We start from the raw sequence: 18346 nt of genomic DNA, 5'->3' as shown, positions 1-18346 counted from the left end.
GCACGAGCCGGGTTCGCGCCGATCTCCGAGGAAAATGTCTACCTGGACATGTCTTTGTGAGCATGTCTTTTCAGACACGAGTCCGACCGAGCGCAGCGGCCGCGGCGACGGCGCGCAGGCCGACGCCCGCTCGCGACACCCACCGAGGGCCCGCGACCAGTGCGGGCTGCCTGCGCCGAGCGCGGCCGTCGCGATGCTCGACGCTCGCCGAGTCGGCGGCGAACGCCTCGCGCAGTGAGGCCGGCGTCGCCGTCGCCCGACGCCCCGAGCGCGCGACCTCTCGCTCGCGCCCTGCGCAGCCGACCGCGCCGCCCGCCGCGGCGCACGGCGACCCAAAAAGAAGCGGCGGAGCACATTGCTCCGCCGCGGGTCACCTCGGGCGCGATGCCGGTTCTGTGTTGCGGGGCTGTGAACCCCGTCAGGGGTTTCCGGCCGTGGTGGGCCGGTGCCACGGGCGTGGCGCGGGTCAGTCGCCGGGCTGACCAGGGTGACTTTCGGCGGCGCGGCGGCGCCGTCGCTGGGTCGGTCCGCGCGAGCGAACCGGTGAGGGGCGTGACTTTACGGCCGCGGTCGCGCGGCCGGGGGTGTCACTGCGTGGGCGCCCCGCAGAGCGCACACGGGAAGGGGCGGCTCGGCGAAACGAGCCTCAGACCCCGGCAAAGGCTAGTGCGCACCTCCTGAAGAGCACGACAGTCGAGGCGCAGCGCAAGTACTCCACACACAACGATCTGCTTGGTTCATCAGTTACCTCCTTTTGCCGGTGGCCTGAGGGTGACAGTCCAACCTTAGCAAGGTTGTGTGCGCCGGCAAAGAGATGTGACGGCCCCCGCCCCCTCTCCCGGCAGACCCGTGTGCGGAGGCCCGCGGATCCGGCGCGAGCGGGTTTGACAGTGCGCGGCCCGGCGTGGCAAGAGCCTCGGCGATGAGGTCTCCGTGGTAAGCTCCGAGGTGGTCCAGACCGGCCCCGATCACGCGCCGGTGTTCGCCGCTCCGGCCCGCTGGGGCCTGCGCGTGGCCTCCGGCCGGCTCGCGGTCGAGGAGGTCGCGCTGGCCGAGATCGCCGCGGCCGTCGGGACGCCGACGTACGTGTACGGCGCCGGCGAAATCGCCGCTCGCTTTCATGCCCTGGCCCGCGCGTGCCGCTCGCACCCGACGCTCATCGCCTACGCGGTCAAGGCCAACAGCAGCCAGGCGGTGCTCGCCCACCTGGCGCAGCTCGGCGCCGGAGCCGACATCGTGTCCGGCGGCGAGCTGCGGCGGGCCCTCGTGGCCGGGGTCCCGGCCGACAAGGTCGTGTTCTCGGGGGTCGGCAAGCTCGACGAGGAGCTGGACGCGGCGATCGCCGCCGGCGTGCGCGCGATCAACATCGAGTCGGTGGCGGAGCTCGACCGGGTGGCGGCCCGCGCCCGCGCCCTCGGCCGCGTGACCTCCGTCGCGCTGCGGCTCAACCCCGACATCGACCCCGACACCCACCCGTACCTGGCCACCGGCCTGCGCGAGAGCAAGTTCGGGATCGCCATGGCGGACGCCGCGGGCGTGGCGGCCCGCGCCCGCGCGCTGCCCGAGCTGCGCCTGTGCGGCCTGGCCTGCCACATCGGCTCGCAGATCCTCGACGAGTCGCCGTTTCTGGCCAGCTTCGAGCGCCTGTGCGGCCTCGTGCGCGCGCTGCGGGCGGACGGGGCGCCGCTGCGCCAGCTCGACCTCGGCGGCGGCATGGGCATCACCTACGCGCCCGCCGACCGCGAGCTCGACGTCGAACGCCTCGGCGCCGCCCTCACCGCCGCGGTCGCGCCCCTCGGCCTCGAGCTGGTCTTGGAGCCTGGTCGTTACCTGGTCGGCAGCGCCGGGGTGCTGCTCACGCGGGTGATCGGCCGCAAGCGCAGCGGCGAGCGCGAGTTCGTGATCGTCGACGCGGCGATGAACGACCTGCTGCGCCCGGCCCTCTACGGCGCCTACCACCCGATCGTCCCCGTCGATCTGGCCGCCGGCGAGCGCCCGACGATCCGCGCCGACGTCGTCGGCCCGGTGTGCGAGTGCGGCGACTTCCTGGCCCAGGACCGCCTGATCGCCCCGGCCGAACCCGGCGAGCTGCTGGCGGTCCTCAGCGCCGGCGCCTACGGCATGGCCATGGCCTCGACCTACAACACCCGCCCGCTGGCCGCCGAGGTGATGGTGCGCGGGGGCGAACTCGCGGTCACGCGCCCGCGCAAGACCGTCGACGCGCTCATCGCCGACGAGCAGCTCCCGGCCTGGCTGGCGCGCTGAGCCTGGCTCTCGGGCCAGCCCCCGGCCCGTCTCCGGCAGCTGTCTCTCGGGACAGCCACCCTCTCCCGCGGCTGTCTCTCGGGACAGCTCCGCCCTCGCGCGGCGCCGGTCGGCCCCGATGACGAAAGGTCAGCCCGTGCCGGTCGCGGAGGTCCGGCCCCCCCATCCGCAGGGCCGGGGCGCATCCCTGCGCCTCGCCCCCGCGAGCGCGGAGGGCCGCGGCCGCGTACCGGCGATCGCAGCCGGACGCGCGAGAACGGCTGCTTGCGCGCGCGGCTCACCGCTGGCTATCGTCCGCGGCGATCGAGGCGCTCATGACCCAATCGCGTGTACGCACCCTCTTCACCGACCTTCGTACCTGGCTGTTCGCCCTCGCCCTCGCGCCGCTGGCGGCCGTGGCCTGCGGCGGCGTCGAGGACAGCGACGACGCCGGCGACGCCCCCGAGATCGACTGTTCCGTGGGCACGACCCCGAAGTTCTCGGAGATGTCGGCCGTGTGGGGCAAGTGCACCACCTGTCACTCGTCGATGCTCACCGGGGCGTCGCGCGTGAACGCCCCTCCCGGCGTCGACTTCGACACCTACGCCGCCGCCAAGACCCACGCCGCGACCGCGATGCACGAGGTGTACGAGGGCGCCATGCCGCCGGCCGGCCTGCCCGCGCTGAGCGAGGACGAGGAGGAGCAGCTGTACCGCTGGGCCAGCTGCGGCACCCCCGAGTGACTGCCTCGTGGGGCATGCCCTTCTCGACATGCCCCTGAAGACATGCCCCCCAGGGCATGTCCTCAAGCGTCGCCGGCGCTGAACTTGAGGCCGACGATGGCGACCACCAGCATCGTCAGGAACAGCACCCGCAGCGGCGCGACCGGCTCGCCGAGCAGCAGCATCCCGCCGACGGCCGCCCCGGCGGCGCCGATGCCGGTCCACACCGCGTAGGCGGTGCCGATCGGCAGCGACTTGCTGGCCTGGGCCAGCAGCGCGAAGCTGGCGATCAGGGCGACGACGGTGAGGATCGTGGCGACCGGCTTGTTCCGGACGTCGAAGCCGTCGCTCCATTTGAGGCCGAGGGCCCAGCCGACCTCGAGCAGGCCGGCGACGACGAGGTACATCCACGCGGTGGACATGATGACGCGCTCCTTCCCCGCGTCGTCTTGTCCTCACCGGGTACGGCGCACCTCGTCCGGGCCCGCAGCGCGAGCGAGCTTCAGCTTAGCCGGTCGCGGCGCAGCGGGCCCGGCGGGCCCCGCGTGAGGCAACCTACCTGTCCTTCCGTACAGGCGCGGCAACGGCGCGTCAGCCCGGCGGGACGAAGTTCTCGCAGGCCTGGTCGATCACGGCGATCGCGTCGTGGAAGAACGGCTGGAACGAGGCGGCGCAGATCTGGCCGATGCTGCCGTAGGTGAACATCTCGGCGAAGTCGACGATCCGGTAGGCGACCTCGGCCGCGCTGTCGCACTCGGGGTTCTCGGGGCCGATCAGCGCGAGGGTGACGATGTTGGTCTCGATCCCGCCCTTGAGCGCGACCAGCTCGCCGAACCAGTCGGGCGGGTCGCCCGAGGAGCCGTCCTCCTCCTCGTCGGTGATGATGACGAGGACCAGCAGCGCGTCGTCGCGGACGAAGCCCTCGTTGCACTGACCGGGCTGCGCCAGCTCGGGCCCGAGCGCGCGCAGGGCCGCCTGCAGCGGCTTCTCGTTGCTATCGCCCGAGGTGCCGACCTGGGCGGCGCAGGCGAACCGGGTCGCCAGGTCGTCCTGCTCGGTCATGTAGCGCTTGCCGCTGACGTAGGGGCCGCAGTAGGCGTTGCTCGAGTTGCTGCCGTCGGTCTGGGTGATGAGCCCGCCGAGCACCCCGTCGCACGGGTTCTCGTTGCCCTCGTACTTGTCGGTCGACACCACCCCGATGTGCAGGCTCTCCGCGTCCTCGAGCTGCTGCTGGATCTCCTGCACGAAGCCCGGGAAGCTGGCCACCAGGTTGTCCTGCTCGTCCTTCATGCTCGCCGAGTTGTCGACCACGAACAGCAGGTCGACCTTGAGGCACGCCTTCGGCTCCGGCGGCGGGCCGGCGTCGGGCGTCTCGCCGATGTCGAACTTCGGGCCGCCGGCGCTCGTCGGGTCGGGCGCGCTGCTGCCGTCGTCGCCGGTGGTGCCCGCGGTCGTGCCGGTGCTCTCGCCGGTCGACGTCGGCGTCGAGGAGGACGTCGCGTCCTCGGTGGTCGGCGGCAGCGTGCCCACGCTCGAGACGATCGCGGCGGTGGCCGAGGCGCGGCCGCTGCCGTCGTCGGAGCAGGCGGACAGCGCGAGCGAGGCGAGCGTGACGAGGGTCGCGGCGCGAGGCATGCGGCGACGGTACGACCGCGGTGCGAGGCGCTCAAGACGGTCACTGCGCCGCGCGGACGGGCGTCGCTGCAGTTCTCGGGTCGGCGCCGATTCACTGCTTGCGGACCTGCGCGCCGCGTCGCGAATAACGCCGTCAGGGCCGCGACGGTGCGCTCGCGGGGAGTCCCTGAGCGGCGGCCGCGGGCTCGGGCGGTCGCGAGGCTCGCAGGCCTCAGGCGGCGCGGCGGACCAGGTGGACCACGGCGAAGCGGGCGGCGTCGTCGGTCCACGCCTGGGTCAGCGTCAGACCTGCGCTAGAGGACATGTCCGAAAAGCCTCCCAGCGTGTACTTGTGCGACAGCTCGGTCAGGATCGCCTCGCCGGCGCGGAAGCTGAAGCTGCGGCCGGCCACGCCGACGACCTGGTCGATCTTGCTGACCAGGTACATCTCGATGCGCGCCGCGGCCTCGTTGTAGACCGCGCGGTGGGAGAAGCGGCCGGGCTGGAACTCGCCGCCGAGCTCGCCGTTGATGCGGTGGAGCAGGTTGAGGTTGAACGCCGCGGTGACCAGGTCGCTGTCGTTGTAGGCGGCCTCGAGCGCGCGCTTCGACTTGACGAGGTCGATGCCGACGAGCGCGCCCTCGCAGCCGGGCGCGCGGGCGATGTTCCGCAGCAGCGCGGTGGCCTCGGCCGGCTCGAAGTTGCCGATGGTCGAGCCCGGGAAGTACACCAGGCTGCGGCCGAGCGCGCCGACCGGCAGGTTGAACGGGCGGGTGAAGTCGGCGTGCAGCGGCAGCACCTTGAGCTTGGGGTACTCGGTCTGGATCGCGGCGCTGGCGGCCAGCAGCGGCTCGCGCGACACGTCGACCGGCACGTAGGCGGTGGCGTCGAGGTGGTCGAGCAGGAGGCGGGTCTTGATGCTCTCGCCGCTGCCGTACTCGACGATGATCCGGCGCGGGCCGACGGCGGCGGCCATCTCCATCGCGTGGTCGCCGAGGATCTCGATCTCGGCGCGGGTCAGGTAGTACTCCGGGGTCTCGCAGATCGCCTCGAACAGGCGCGAGCCGCGGGCGTCGTAGAAGTACTTGGACGGCAGGCGCTTGGCCGGGCGCGACAGGCCCTCGATCACATCCGCGAGGAACCCGTCGGTCGGCGCCTGCGTCGCCTCATCCTGCGTGCGTGGGACCGATTGCATCATGCATCCTTGGTGAGACGGATCCCCGTGAACGGCCACCGCGCCCGGGGCGGAAAGAAATTGCGGTAGCTGGCACGCAAATGATCCCGCGGGGAAGCGCATGAACCGCCGCGGAGCACCATCTGGTTCGACATGAACTTGCCGTTGTATTCGCCGAGCGCGCCCTCCGGGGGGTGATAGCCGGGGTACGGCAGGTACGCGCTGGCGGTCCACTCCCACACGTCCCCGAACAGCTGCGCGGGCTGGCTCTCGGGCCGCGGCGGCGGCTCCGCGGCGGTCGGGTGGAGGCGGCCGGACTCGACGAAGTTGCCGCGGACCGGGGCCGCCTCGGCCAGCGCCTCCCACTCGAATTCGGTCGGCAAGCGGGCCCCGGCCCAGCGGGCGAACGCGTCGGCCTCGTAGTGCGACACGTGGACCACCGGCGCGTGCGGGTCGAGCGGGCGCGGGCCGCCGAGCGTCGTCTGCCACCATGTCCCTTCGGACAGGTACCAGTACAGCGGCGCCGTCCAGCCCTCGGCCTGGACCTGCGCCCAGCCGTCGGACAGCCATAGCGTGCTGCGGCGGTAGCCGCCGTCGGCCACGAACTCGGCGTACTCCGCGTTCGTCACGCAGCGCGACGCGAGGACATACGGTCGCAGCAGCGTCTGGTGGCGCGGGCCCTCGTTGTCGAAGTGGAAGCCCGCGCCGGCGTGGCCCACCTCGCGCACCCCGACCGGGCCCAGGCACCAGCGCAGCGACGGGGCCGGGCGCGACGACGGCGGCGCCGCGCTCGCCCGCAGCGCCGGTCGCAGCGGGTTCTGGGCGTAGAGGTGCAGCAGGTCCATCAGGATCAGCTCCTGGTGCTGCTGCTCGTGCTCGAGCCCGAGGCGGACCCGCTCGCCGAGCCACGGCGGCCCGTCCTGCGCCAGCAGCTCGTGCATCGCCGCGTCGACGTGGGCCCGGTACTGCAGCACCTCGGCGCCGGTCGGCCGCGACAGCAGCCCGCGGCGCGGCCGGCTGAACTGCGGGCCGACGGCCTCGTAATACGAGTTGAAGAGGACCTCGAACTCCGGGTGAAACGGGCGGTAGCCGCCGCCCGCCGGGCGGAGCACGAAGGTCTCGAAGAACCACGTCGTGTGCGCCAGGTGCCACTTGGCCGGGCTGGCGTCGGGCATGCTCTGGACCACGAGGTCCTCGGCGGGCAGCCCGGCGACCAGCGCCTCCGTGGCCGCGCGCACGCGGGCGTAGTCGTCGCGCACTCAGAACCTCCCGCCGAGGGCGAGCCCGAAGCCCTGTCCCGAAGGACCTGCTCCCACGTGCAGCTGGCCGCGGCGGGCCGTCTTGCGCGCCTGGCCGGTGTCCTGGCGCTCGAGCGTCTTGAGCTCGGCGCGCGACGACAGCGCGTCGACGGCCATGAACGCCGAGCCGGCCAACCCGAGCCCGCCGGCCAGGCTGGTGATCCCGACGAAGCGCAGCGGCTCCTTGTCGCCGTACTGGCCGATCAGCCACAGCGCGCTGAACACCACCGCCCCGGCGTAGAGGGCATAGCCGAGGCCGCGGGCCCAGATCTTGCCGCGCACGCGCAGGTCCCGACTGGTGCTGGCGCCGCCGATGGCGACGATCGGCGTGCCGAGCAGCGTCGTCGTCAGGCCGAGGCCGGCGTACATGAAGTGCTTGACGCTGTGGTCGCTCGGGTCGGGCTTGCCGGCGCGGCCGGCGTCGTAAAGCACGCCCATCAGCATGCCGACGGCCGAGAAGCCGACGCCGACGCCGGTGCCGACGCGGGCCCACTCCGACGGGGTCGACTCGCGGCCCTCGGCGCACTCCCACGAGTTCTCGTGGACCGCCGTGACGGCCGCCAGCGGGGCCTGCTGCGCCCCGTTCTTCGGGTGGACGTAGTACACCGCCGACTTGTCGGCGCGGGTGAAGGTGACGCACTCGCGCCCCGCGGTGCCGAGGATGATCAGCACCTGCCGCCCGCCCAGCCGCTGCCACTGCGCGTCGGTCAGCGGCGTCGGGTAGTAGCGCGGCATGTTGTCCGCCGGAGCCGGCGCCTCGGCGGTGGCCGGCGCCTCGGCGTCGCCGGCGACCGCGTGGTGGATCAGCGTGATCTGACCCTTCGGCAAGGTCCCGGCAAACATGTTCGAAGAGCCATCGACGACCACGGCCTCGGGACCGGAGTAGCTGCGCAGGCCGGCGGGCGGGGCGAGGGCGAGCGACACGACGGCGAGCGCGACGAGCATGGGTAGATCCTACTTTCCTTTCCGCATGTCGCGGAAGAGTTGGGTAAGACCCCCGTTCAAACCGTGCGTGCGGATCTCCCGCACACGGCTTACGGGTGGTCTCTCGGGCCGTCGCATTGACGCGGCCTCCGGGTGCTGCACGGTTCCACGCAAGCGATGGAGCCCGTGCTGTTGCACCCGCCTCCATGCCTCCCTCAGGACGTCACGCCTGAAGATGCGGTCGTACAGCGCATGGAAGCGGCGGACCGGTTGCCGCTTGGCTGCGGCCCACAGTCGGCGTCGAAGTTCTCGCACTTTGTCACGCGGCCTGCGCCGCGTGGGGTTGTTGGGACCTGTCCTGCAGGCCATGCCCTCGCGCTTACCTTCTCCGACACGACCACCCCAGGGGTCCTTCCCTCCGACGGCGTTGTTCTGCGCCGCCATCGCCGGTACTACGGCCCCCTCGGACTCCCGCTGCACAGCGCTCGACTTCGCCTTCGGCTTACACGAGTCGCCTCGCCCGGACACGAGCCGTGCAGACGGGCCTCTCCTGTTCCGCATCGCTCCTTGAACGCGTGCTGCGCCCCCTACCCCGGGAGGACCCGCCGCGCTTTCTGCTCCGGATGACTGCGCGGTGGACGTGGCCTTCGCCGCGACATGACCGGCTCGGCTCCTCCATTGATTCTCTGACGAGGCTGCAGGCTTCACTCGATGTTGCGGCCCGCGTTCTTGCTCCCTCCGCAGAGGCTCTTGACGCCCCGCTCGGGCCGCAGCGATCTCTCGCCGCGCCTGGGGCCTGCGACCAGGCGCTCCGGCGCCTACCCGGACGGGACTCTCACCCGCTGGAACGGTGCAGCATGACGTGGCCGTGCCACCCCCTTCGGGGCCGAACTCGTCCGCGTCGTCAGGACGCACCATGGCCACAGTTTACACGGCCTTGGGCGGCGCCTGCAGCAGGGCCTCGACGACCCGCTCGAGCTTCATGCCGCGGCTGCCCTTGACCAGGAGGGCGCCCGGCCGCTCGGCGAAGGCGGCCCGGACGGCGGCGACGAGGTCGGAGACGCAGAGACCGGCGTGCCACGACGCGATGCCGCCGGCCTTGGCCGCCTCGGCGGCGGCCTGCGACAGCGTGCCGAAGGTGAACAGCGCGTCGAGCTTCAGCGCCGCCGCCAGCCGGCCGACCTCCGCGTGCAGCTCCGGCCCGCGCTCGCCCAGCTCGAGCATATCGCCGAGCACCGCGGCCAGCGGCCCCGGCCGTGACGGGCGCAGCGCGGCGAGGCTGTGCAGCGCCGCCGTGACCGAGCCGGGGTTGGCGTTGTAGTTGTCGGCGATGAGCAGGTGGTGCTCGTCGAAGCGGAGCACCCGGCCGCGATCGCCGACCGGCTGGACCCCTTCGAGCGCCTCGATCATCGGCCCGACCGGGCAATTCAGGTGCAGCCCGACCGCCAGGGCGGCCGCCGCGTTGCGGGCGTTGTGGGCGCCGAACACCCGCAGGCTGAGGCGGATCTCCTCGCTGCCCCCGCCCGGTAATTGTAGTTGCAAGGTCGCGTGGGTGCGCTCGTCGAGCTCGACCCCGACGACGCGCACCGCCGCGTCCGGACCTTCGCCGAAGCGCAGGATCGAAAGGCCAGGTGGGAAGTGCGGCGGCAGCAGCGGCTCGTCGTCGGGGACCACCGCGACCCCGCCCGGCCGGACGTGGCGCAGCGGCTCGGCCTCGGCGGCGGCGATCGCCTCGAGGCTGCCCATGAACTCGAGGTGCTCGAGCGCGACGCTGGTGATCACCGCGACGTCGGGGCGCACCACCGCGGCCAGGCGCTCGTTCTCGCCGGGCGCGCTCATCCCCAGCTCGAGCACGATCGCCTCCGGATGGTCCGGCCCGTTGAGCAGCGACAGCGGCACCCCGAGGTGGTTGTTGAGGTTGCCGCGGGTGGCCAGCACGAGGCCGTGGCGGCTGCGCAGGACCGCCTCGATCAGCGCGCGCGTGGTCGTCTTGCCGTTGCTGCCGGAGATCGCCACCACCGGGCCGCTGCAGCGGTCGCGGGCGGCGCGGCCGAGGACGGTCAGGGCCGCGAACGTGTCGGCGACCTCGATCACCGTGACCGTCGGGTCGTCGGGCAGCGGGTGCCCCGGCGCCTGCAGGACCGCCGCCGCGCCGGCCCGGATCGCGTCGGGGATGAACGCGTGGCCGTCGCGGGCGGCGACGATCGGCACGAACAGGCCGCCGGGCACGGGGTCGCGGCTGTCGACGAAGGCGCCGCGGATCTCCCGCGAACCCGCGCGGAGCAGCAGTCCGCCGGTGGTCGCGGCCAGGGTCTCGGGGGTGAAGTGCACGCCTGACCGTTAGCACCCCGACGCGGCGGCGCGCCACTCTTCGGCTGGGCCCGCCGCGGCGCCCGCGCAGACGGCCCGGGGCGAGGCGCGGTGCGGAGCGTCGGGGGTCGCGGGCCCGCGACGGGGCGAGCGTCCCTCGCTCGGTCGGTGCGGTCGCGGCGGCCGCCGGTCCGGCGTTTGTCCCATCCCATGTCCCTGGGGACATGTCCTTTGGGACCGGCGGCGCCGCGGCCCGGCGTTCCGCGCCGGCTCCTGCCGCGCTCGCTCGCGTTCGCCCGCCCTCGCGGCCGCGCGTCGGCGCGCGGCCGCGTCGCAGCCGTCACCGGCGCGTGGCCGCGTTGACGCCGGGTCATGCTAGCCTCGTGGATGGGCAACCCCATGCACACGCTGGTGCTCGATCCCGGCTTCTTGCCGATCAAGGTCATCTCGTGGCGGCGTGCCCTGTGCCTGAGCTTCCTCGACAAGGTCGAGGTCCTCGCCAGCTACGAGCGCGAGGTCAGGACCGTCAGCCACAGCTACCCCACCCCCTCGGTCGTCCGGCTGCTCCACGCCGCGCGGCCGGGCCCGCAGGTGGTCCGGTTCTCGCGCAAGAACGTCTACCTGCGCGACAACCATCGCTGTCAGTACTGCGGCGTCCAGTACAGCGACCACGAGCTCACCCTCGACCACGTGGTCCCGCGCGTCGACGGCGGCAAGACCACCTGGACCAACGTCGTCACCGCCTGCGCCGCCTGCAACCGGCGCAAGGGCGGGCGCACCCCGGAGCAGGCCGGCTTGCCGCTGCGCACCCGCCCGGCCCGGCCCAAGTGGACGCCGATGACCCTGGCCCAGCGCCTGCCGGTCCACGACGTCCCCGAGGCCTGGCGGACCTGGCTCGGCGTCGCCTCAGGTCGGTAGCGGCCTGTCCTTCAAAACATCTCCCGGCCGCGGTCGAGCTCGCCGCCGGCGGGCCTCCGCCATCGCCGGCGCAGGACCCGCAGCGCCCTCGCGGAGACTTCCGAGCTGCCTTCCGGGACACCTCGCCACGGCTGTCCCGAGAGACATCCTCAGCCGGGGATCGTCGTCATGCACTCGGTGAGCGGCCCGGCGAGGCCGCTCCAGCCGTTGTAGCCGCCGTCGAGGTCGAAGTCGGGGCCGGTGACGAGCGGCCGCGAGTTGGAGAAATCGTCGAGGTCGACCTGCATCAGCGCGGCGCCGGTCTGGTCGTCGCCGGAGCTGAGGATGTAGAGGCGCGGCTGCATGTCGTCGAACAGCGGCCCGCCGAGAGCGTGGATCCCCCACGTCCCGTCGGTGTCGGCCAGCTGCATCCCGGTGCCGGTCGTGTAGTCGATCTGCCACAAGTTGCTCGAGTCCATGGCGAAGCCGAGGCTGTCGCTGACCTCGCCGTCGACGATGCCGGGCGACATGTCGTCGATGTCGGCGACCGACGCGTTGCCGAGGTCGGTGATGACCTCGAACGCCAGGTCGCCCTGCAGGTAGGCGCCGGTGAAGCGGAGCAGGCGGTTGCCCTCGTTGTTGCCGACATCCTCGCCGGTGTCCATGAGGTAGACCCGGCCGTCGCAGTCGGTGTAGAGCGCCTCGACGCGGATCGGCTGGTCCTGGCCGTCGTTCGGCACGATGCCGAGGAGCGTCGCCTGGGCCGGCGTGTTCTCGGTGAACGGCGGGTCGGGGATGTGGAAGATCTGGGTCCCCTCGGCCGACTCGCGCGAGCCGATCAACGAGCCGTCCTCGAGCATCGTCAGCCCGTTCTGACCGTGGACCAGCGGCTCGTCGGCGACGATCTCGTTGTCGACGAGGGTGACGACCGCGCCGTCGGACGGATCGATCTCGATGTACACCAGGTGATTCTCCACCGAGTACCACAGGTTCGGCCGGTCCCACAGGCCGTTCCCGCCGGTCGTCTCGGTGGTCGTGGTGTCGGTCGTGGTCGCGTCGGTCGTCGTCGTGGTCGTCGCGTCGGTCGTCGTCGTGGTCGCCTCGGTCGTCGGGCCCGTGGTCGGCAGCGCCTCGGTGGTCGGGTCCGTGGTCGTCGTCGTGCTCGCGTCGCCGGTGCCGAGCGTGGTGTCGGTCGCGGTCGTCGTCTCGCCGTCGCCGGTGGTGTCGGTCGTGCCGGCCGTCAGCGTCGTCGCCGTCGACGACTCGGACACGCCCGCCGTCTCGGTCGAGGACGGGTCACCGGGAGGGCAGGCCGCGAGGCCGAGCGGGGCGACGAGGAGGGACAGGAGCGCGGCGCGAGGGGAGTAAGTCATCGTCGGTCACCCAGTGTCGCGGCGCCCGCCCGGCTTGTCCAGGCGGGCGCATGTCGGCCGCGGACGCAGGTGTCCGCACCGCGCCGCGAGTCCGTGGACGCGCGCGCGCTCCGGCGCTCGCCGATGCCCCGCGACACGCTCGCCGGAGGTTCGCGAGAGCAGCGCGTGACATGTTCTTTACGACAGGGCGGAAAGGACATCCCTCGGCGCACGCCTCCGGGCTGGCGGTCGCTGGCCCATCCGGACCGCGACGGGCTGGGCCAACGCGATCGGCCTCGCCGGCGCCTCGCATCGCCGTCCGAACCTCGCTCGTCGCGCTCGTGCGCGAGCGACGTCCGCCGTGCGCGTCACTCCTCGCAGCCGCCGACGGTCGTCCCGTGCGGCGCATCGCCGTCCGACCTTCGTCGCGCTCGTGCGCGAGCGACCTCCGGCGTGCGCGTCACTCCGCGCAGCCGCCGACGGTCGTCCCGTGTGGCGCATCGCCGTCCGACCTTCGTCGCGCTCGTGCGCGAGCGACGTCCGGCGTGCGTGTCGCTCCGTGCGGCCGTCCGACCGTCGGCCGTGCGGCGCATCGCCGTCCGACCCTCGATCGTCGCGCGCGGGACGACGCGGGCGCGCATCGCTCCTCACCGGTCGACCTTCGTCGTCGCACGCGCGATCGACGTCTACCGATCCGTCGTTCGCACGACCGTCGCGACGTCGCCGCGAACCTCTCGCGAACCCGCGACCTCGCGTGCGAGTCCACGACGCAGACCGGCTCGATCACGCGCCAGTGGCCCCTGCGATGTGCGCCAGCTCATTTTTGACACTGAAAATCATATTCACTATTAACTGCGCCCCATGACGAACAAACAAGCGGTGGCTCTCGGCGACGTCAGCGAGACGCTCATGATCCCGCTGTGGTGCCGGGCGATCGAGACCGGGCGGAGGCGGCCGATCCTCCGCGACCCGCGGGCGCAGGAGATCGTCGCGCAGCTGGACTACGACTTCGAGCGGCGGTTCGCGTCGCAGCGCGACCTGGCCTTTCGGGCATGTCTGCGGACCGTCATGATCGACCGGTGGGTGCAGGAGTTCTTGCGCATGCACCCGGGCGGCACGGTGGTCGAGATCGGCACCGGGCTCAACACCCGGTTCGAGCGGGTCGACAACGGCGCCCTGCGGTGGTTCGACGTCGACCTGCCCGACTCGCTGGCGCTGCGCCGGCGGTTCTTCACCGACACCGCGCGGCGGCGCATGGTCGTCGGCGCGTTCGGCGACGACGACTGGCTGGCTCAGCTCGGCTCGGCCGGCGACGGGCCGTTCTTGTTCATCGCCGAGGCCGTCCTCGTCTACCTGACCGAAGAGACAGTCCGCCGCGGCCTCAACGCGATCGCGGCCGCCTACCCGGGCAGCCAGTTCGTGCTCGACACCGTCACCCGGAGCGCGATCGCCAGCCAGGCGCGGCCGATGATGCAGACCTACCGCGCGCCGTTCGTGTGGGGCTGCGACGACCCGCGCACGATCGAGGCCTGGGGCCGCCACCGCTGCCTCGACTCGCTCACCATGCTCGACCTCCCGGCCGAGCTGCGCCGCCGCGTCCCGCTCAAGCACCGCCTCGCCTTCTCCTACCTGCGCGCGCGCAAGCCCGAGGTCCTGCGCTCGCACGCGCTGCACCGCTTCGAGCTGCGGCCGCCGGCCTCCGCGTGAGCGGACGCGCGCCCGGCGCAACCGGGCCCTGCTGCGCTCCTACGGGCGTCGAGCTGCGGCCGTCGGCCTCTGCGGACGTGCAGCGCGAGCCGGCGCGAAGGCCCGGCCGATCTCGCCTGCCTCTTCGACCAGGCGAGCGGCCGTGACGGCCGGGCCTGCCTGGCCCTTCGGTCAGCCGGATTCGACCTGTCCCTTCACCCAGACGAGGACCTGACCGACGGCCCCAGCTCCACCGTCCGCGCCCGTCCGTGCGCGGACGCGACGCGTCCGCGGAGCTCACTCGCTCCCCGCGTCGCCTGCCGCCTCTCGACGACATGTTCCTTGAGACATGTCATCCGCAGCCGTGAGCCAGGCGTCCCTGCGCGATCGCGCGGTGCGACGTCGATGGCGTCGACGCGAGGGAGTTCACGGCAAAGTCACGATTCTGATTATCAAAATCCTGCCGGTGTACAACAAAACCCCCTGAGATTTCTCTCCCGAGCCGGTCACGATTAATTTTGAAAATCATTATCTCCTGAACGTACCTTCCGGGGCATGCGAACGACCTTGCGACGACCCTTCGGTGTCCTGCTGTCCGCGGCGTGTCTGCTCGCGTGCGGCACCACCCACCAGCCGGCGGACGAGACCACGAACGGGACGACCGCGACGGCTGCCGACACCAGCGCGGGTCCGACCACGAGCGTCGACACCGACGCGAGCACGGGGCCCGGCACCGACGCGAGCACGGGGCCCGGCACCGGCGGCACCTCCGACCCGGGCGAGGCCCTGTGTCAGGCCGACCTGCAGGACTGCCCCGACGGCTTCAAGTGCGTGCTGCGGCGCGGCGCCGCCGACTGGGAGTTCGTGTGCCTGCCGGTCCAGGGCGACAACCAGCCCGGCGACAGCTGTCATCACGACGGCGTGATCGCCGGCACCGACGACTGCGACGAGGAGTCGTGGTGCATCGGCTCGTTCGACACCACCGGCGCGCCGTGGGAGGGCCTGTGCTACCCGCTGTGCGTCGGCGACGTCTGCGGCACCGACGAGCGCTGCGTCAGCATCGGCGCGCTGCCGGTGTGCGCCCCCCTCTGCGACCCCCTGCTCGCCGTCGGCTGCACCGCCGACGAGGCCTGCATCTTCCGCGAGCCCGAGGGCTTCGTCTGCTTCCCGCAGGGCGTCGACGGCCACGCGATCGGCGAGGACTGCGAGACCGCGATCAGCTGCGCCCCCGGCCTGCACTGCTCGCAGCGCGTGGTCGGCTGCCCGCCCGACTCGTACTGCTGCACCGACTACTGCGACACCCAGAGCGCCGAAAACACCTGCACCGCCAAGGGCATGGGCGCCACCTGCGAGGCGATCGGCGCCACCGCGCCGGAGCAGGCCCACGTCGGCGCGTGCGTGATCCCGGAGTGAGCCATGACCGTGCGCGACGAAACTCGACTCGGTGAGCGCGACGACGCGGCGTTCGAGCCGGCCAGCCGGGCGCTGCTCAGCGCCCTCTTGCGCGAGCTCGACGGCTGGACCACCGTGCGCGCCCCCGGGCGCGAGTGGCTCCGCCTCGACATGCCGGCCCAGGGCGGCGCGATCGAGGTCCCGCTGGCCCGGCCCTCCGGCGTCGGCCGCGTCGCCGGCGGTCAGGCCCGCTGGCGCGACGCCGGCGGCGCCAGCGAGCCGCTGCCGCTCGCGCGGCTGATCGCCCGCCTGGTCGAAGAGCCAGCCGTCGCCGCCGCCCTCGGCCTGTCCTCCGGGCCAGGTCTCGATCGCTTCGTCGCCCGCGTGCGCGCCAGCGCGGCCAACCTCGAGGCCACCGTCGCCGCCCGCGCGGACGACCTCGACGCGCTGTTCACCGGCCCGCTCGGCTTCATCGCGGCCGAGCAGGGGCTGCTCCTCGGTCACTCGGTCCACCCGGCCCCGCGCCTGCGCGAGGGCCTCGGCGACGGCGACGACGTCCTGGTGCCCGAGCTGCGCGGGCGCACGCCGCTGTGCGTGTGGGCGGTCCGCCGCGAGCGGCTGCTCCACGGCGGCGACGATCCGCTGGCGCTGCTGTCGCGCCTGATCGCCAGCGACCCCGCCTGGGCCGCCCAGGCCGCCGTCGCCGGGCCCGAGTTCGTGCTGCTGCCGCTGCACCCCCTGCAGCACCGCGCCCTGCTCGACGAGCCCGCGCTCGCCGACGGCCGCCGCCGCGGCGACCTCGTCCCGCTCGGCCCGCTCGGCCGCGCGTGGTCGGTGACGTCGTCGCTGCGCACGCTCCACGCCGACGGCGCGCCGTTCATGCTCAAGCAGTCGCTGCCGGTCCGCCTGACCAACTCGCGCCGCACCCTCTCGCTGGCCGAGCTCGACCGCGGCCTGCTGCTCGGGCGCGTCCTCGGCGACACCGACGCCCCGCTGCCGCGCCACCCGGACTTCCACATCCTGCGCGAGCCGGCGTGGTTCGGCCTGCGCGGGGACGCCGACCAGCCTGGCCCTTCGGTCAGCTTCTTCGCCCTGCGCGACAACCCGTTCCGCGCCGACCAGCCGGCCGAGATGCTGGCGACCCTGCTGCAGGACGACCCCCGCAGCGGCCGCAGCCGGCTCGCGCTCCGCCTCGAGCGGGCCGCCGCGCAGCTCGGCGTGCGCCCGATCGCCCTCGCCGAGCGGTGGTTCGCGCGCTTCCTCGCCGTCGTGTTCGCGCCGATCGTCGCCGCCCAGGCCGAGCTCGGCCTGCTGCTCAGCGCCCACCAGCAGAACCTCGTGATCGGCCTCGCCGACGACGGCCTCACCCCGGCGCGCGCGTGGTTCCGCGACGCCCAGGGCACCGCCTACACCGACCTGGCCCTGCGCCGCCACGGCGAGCGCGTCCCCGGGCTCGAGCGGGCGGAGTTCCGCTCGCCGCTGGCCGAGCGGGTGTGGGCCTACTCGGTCGTCATCAACGGCGTGTTCAACGCCGTCGCCTCGCTGGCGATGATCCCCGGCCTCGACCAGGGCCTGCTGCTCGAGCACCTGCGCGCCTGCCTGCTCGGCCTGCGCGCCGAGGAGCCCGCCGACCCGCGCGCGATCGACTACCTGCTGCGCTCGCCGGAGCTGTGGACCAAGGCCAACGTGCGCTGCTTCGCCAGCGGCGTCGACGAGGTCTCGCTCGCCGACCCGCTGACGATCTACCGCCCGATCGCCAGCCCCCTGCACCGCCCGCCCGTCGACCTGCCCGCCCCGACCTCCGGGCGCGCCGCCGACTTCGCCGGCGGCGACGCCCAGGTCGAGTTCACCCAAGTCACTCCGTCCCGGTTCACCGGCCACGTCGACGGCGCGCACCCCTTCACGCTCACGCTGGCCGACGGCCACGCGACCGTCGAGTGGGCCGAATTCGACGCCCGCGCCCGCGACCTGCTGAGCGATCGCCTGTTCGCCGGCCGCCTCGCCCTGCGTCACCTCGCGCATGTCCACGGGGACAGGCGCGAGGTCGTCGCCCGCGAGGCCTTCTATCAGCGCCCGCTGTGGCACCACCGCGGCGAGCGGCTGCCGGCGATCGCCCCGCTCACGCAGACCGGCGCGATCGTCCACCCGCTGCGCCAGGACGACGGCGAGTCGCTCCTCTACCGCCGCCACTGCGCGGCGATCGATCGCACCTTCAGCCTGCGGCGCTTCGACCCGGCGCGCGACCTCGACCTGTTCTGCGCCTGGATGAACGACCCCGTCGTCGCCCAATTCTGGGAGCAGGCGTGGCCGCGCGCGCAGCTCGTCGACTACGTCGAGCAGCGGCTGGCCGACCCGCACGCGATCCCCGCGATCGGTTATTTCGACGAGCGCCCGGTCGCGTACTACGAGATCTACTGGGCCAAGGAAGATCGGCTCGGCCCGCACTACGCCGCCGACGACTTCGACCGCGGGTTCCACATGGCGATCGGCGACCCCGAGGTGCGGCACCGCGGCTGGGGCCGGCAGTGGTTCCTGTCGATGGCGCACTACCTGTTCCTCGACGACCCGCGGACGCACCGGCTGGTCGGCGAGCCGCGCGTCGATCAGGCCCGCGTGCGGAGCTGGGCCAACACCACCCCGTGGGAGGAGTGGGGCGAGGTCCGCTTCCCGCACAAGACCGCCGTGCTGATGGTGCTCACCCGCGAGCGCTTCTTCGCCACCTTCGAGGGCTAG

At 72.9% G+C, this 18346-nt stretch carries 13 protein-coding genes and 1 riboswitch; of the genes, 6 read left to right on the top strand and 7 right to left on the bottom strand.

Features of this window, described 5'->3' with window-relative positions:
• The first annotated feature begins 933 nt into the window (after nucleotides 1–933).
• Both lysA and NAEX_RS28900 read left to right on the top strand, forming a co-directional pair.
• Nucleotides 934–2265: a diaminopimelate decarboxylase gene (gene lysA / locus NAEX_RS28905; RefSeq protein WP_245913821.1), complete on the top strand. Its 1332-nt coding sequence runs from the start codon at nucleotides 934–936 to the stop codon at nucleotides 2263–2265.
• Between the two features lie 314 nt (nucleotides 2266–2579).
• Entirely contained in the window at nucleotides 2580–2987 is a 408-nt protein-coding gene (locus tag NAEX_RS28900; RefSeq protein WP_096330706.1) for a hypothetical protein, read from the top strand.
• 62 nt (nucleotides 2988–3049) lie between these two features.
• On the opposite strand, the gene NAEX_RS28895 is transcribed toward NAEX_RS28900, so the two are convergent.
• The 6 genes from NAEX_RS28895 to NAEX_RS28865 all read right to left on the bottom strand — a co-directional run bounded on the left by NAEX_RS28895 (nucleotide 3050) and on the right by NAEX_RS28865 (nucleotide 10307).
• Nucleotides 3050–3388 carry a DMT family transporter gene (locus NAEX_RS28895; RefSeq protein WP_096330705.1) on the bottom strand — a complete coding sequence of 113 codons (339 nt, stop codon included), beginning with the start codon at nucleotides 3386–3388 and terminating at the stop codon, nucleotides 3050–3052.
• A gap of 16 nt (nucleotides 3389–3404) precedes the next feature.
• A riboswitch (guanidine-III (ykkC-III) riboswitch) is annotated at nucleotides 3405–3468 on the bottom strand.
• An 89-nt stretch (nucleotides 3469–3557) separates the two neighbouring features.
• Nucleotides 3558–4601, bottom strand: a complete 1044-nt coding sequence (locus NAEX_RS28890; protein WP_096330704.1) for a hypothetical protein — start codon at nucleotides 4599–4601, stop codon at nucleotides 3558–3560.
• A 211-nt stretch (nucleotides 4602–4812) separates the two neighbouring features.
• Entirely contained in the window at nucleotides 4813–5778 is a 966-nt protein-coding gene (gene egtD, locus NAEX_RS28885) for an L-histidine N(alpha)-methyltransferase (RefSeq protein ID WP_211302491.1), read from the bottom strand.
• On the bottom strand, nucleotides 5775–7013 hold the full coding sequence (gene egtB / locus NAEX_RS28880) for an ergothioneine biosynthesis protein EgtB (RefSeq protein WP_096330703.1): 1239 nt from the start codon (nucleotides 7011–7013) through the stop codon (nucleotides 5775–5777). Before egtB ends, egtD begins: the two co-directional genes overlap by 4 nt.
• Nucleotides 7014–7997, bottom strand: a complete 984-nt coding sequence (locus NAEX_RS28875) for a hypothetical protein (protein ID WP_096330702.1) — start codon at nucleotides 7995–7997, stop codon at nucleotides 7014–7016.
• 906 nt (nucleotides 7998–8903) lie between these two features.
• A complete protein-coding gene (locus NAEX_RS28865) occupies nucleotides 8904–10307 on the bottom strand; it encodes a UDP-N-acetylmuramoyl-tripeptide--D-alanyl-D-alanine ligase (protein WP_096330700.1) in 1404 nt (467 codons plus the stop codon).
• Between the two features lie 366 nt (nucleotides 10308–10673).
• Here NAEX_RS28865 and NAEX_RS28860 point away from each other — a divergent pair, with 366 nt between their 5' ends.
• Nucleotides 10674–11204 carry an HNH endonuclease gene (locus tag NAEX_RS28860; RefSeq protein WP_245913820.1) on the top strand — a complete coding sequence of 177 codons (531 nt, stop codon included), beginning with the start codon at nucleotides 10674–10676 and terminating at the stop codon, nucleotides 11202–11204.
• A 149-nt stretch (nucleotides 11205–11353) separates the two neighbouring features.
• Here NAEX_RS28860 and NAEX_RS28855 read toward each other — a convergent pair whose 3' ends face one another.
• Complete coding sequence (locus NAEX_RS28855) at nucleotides 11354–12556, bottom strand: hypothetical protein (protein WP_096330699.1); 1203 nt, start codon at nucleotides 12554–12556, stop codon at nucleotides 11354–11356.
• Nucleotides 12557–13396: 840 nt separating this feature from the next.
• Here NAEX_RS28855 and NAEX_RS28850 point away from each other — a divergent pair.
• The 3 genes from NAEX_RS28850 to NAEX_RS28840 all read left to right on the top strand — a co-directional run bounded on the left by NAEX_RS28850 (nucleotide 13397) and on the right by NAEX_RS28840 (nucleotide 18346).
• Nucleotides 13397–14242: a class I SAM-dependent methyltransferase gene (locus NAEX_RS28850; RefSeq protein ID WP_096330698.1), complete on the top strand. Its 846-nt coding sequence runs from the start codon at nucleotides 13397–13399 to the stop codon at nucleotides 14240–14242.
• 534 nt (nucleotides 14243–14776) lie between these two features.
• A complete protein-coding gene (locus tag NAEX_RS28845; protein ID WP_143140368.1) occupies nucleotides 14777–15634 on the top strand; it encodes a hypothetical protein in 858 nt (285 codons plus the stop codon).
• A gap of 3 nt (nucleotides 15635–15637) precedes the next feature.
• On the top strand, nucleotides 15638–18346 hold the full coding sequence (locus NAEX_RS28840; RefSeq protein ID WP_096330696.1) for a GNAT family N-acetyltransferase: 2709 nt from the start codon (nucleotides 15638–15640) through the stop codon (nucleotides 18344–18346).

Origin of the sequence: Nannocystis exedens, from assembly GCF_002343915.1 — a bacterium.
Taxonomy (GTDB): domain Bacteria; phylum Myxococcota_A; class Polyangia; order Nannocystales; family Nannocystaceae; genus Nannocystis; species Nannocystis exedens.
Note: the sequence above shows the minus strand (reverse complement) of the source record. Positions and strands in the feature narration are given on the sequence as shown.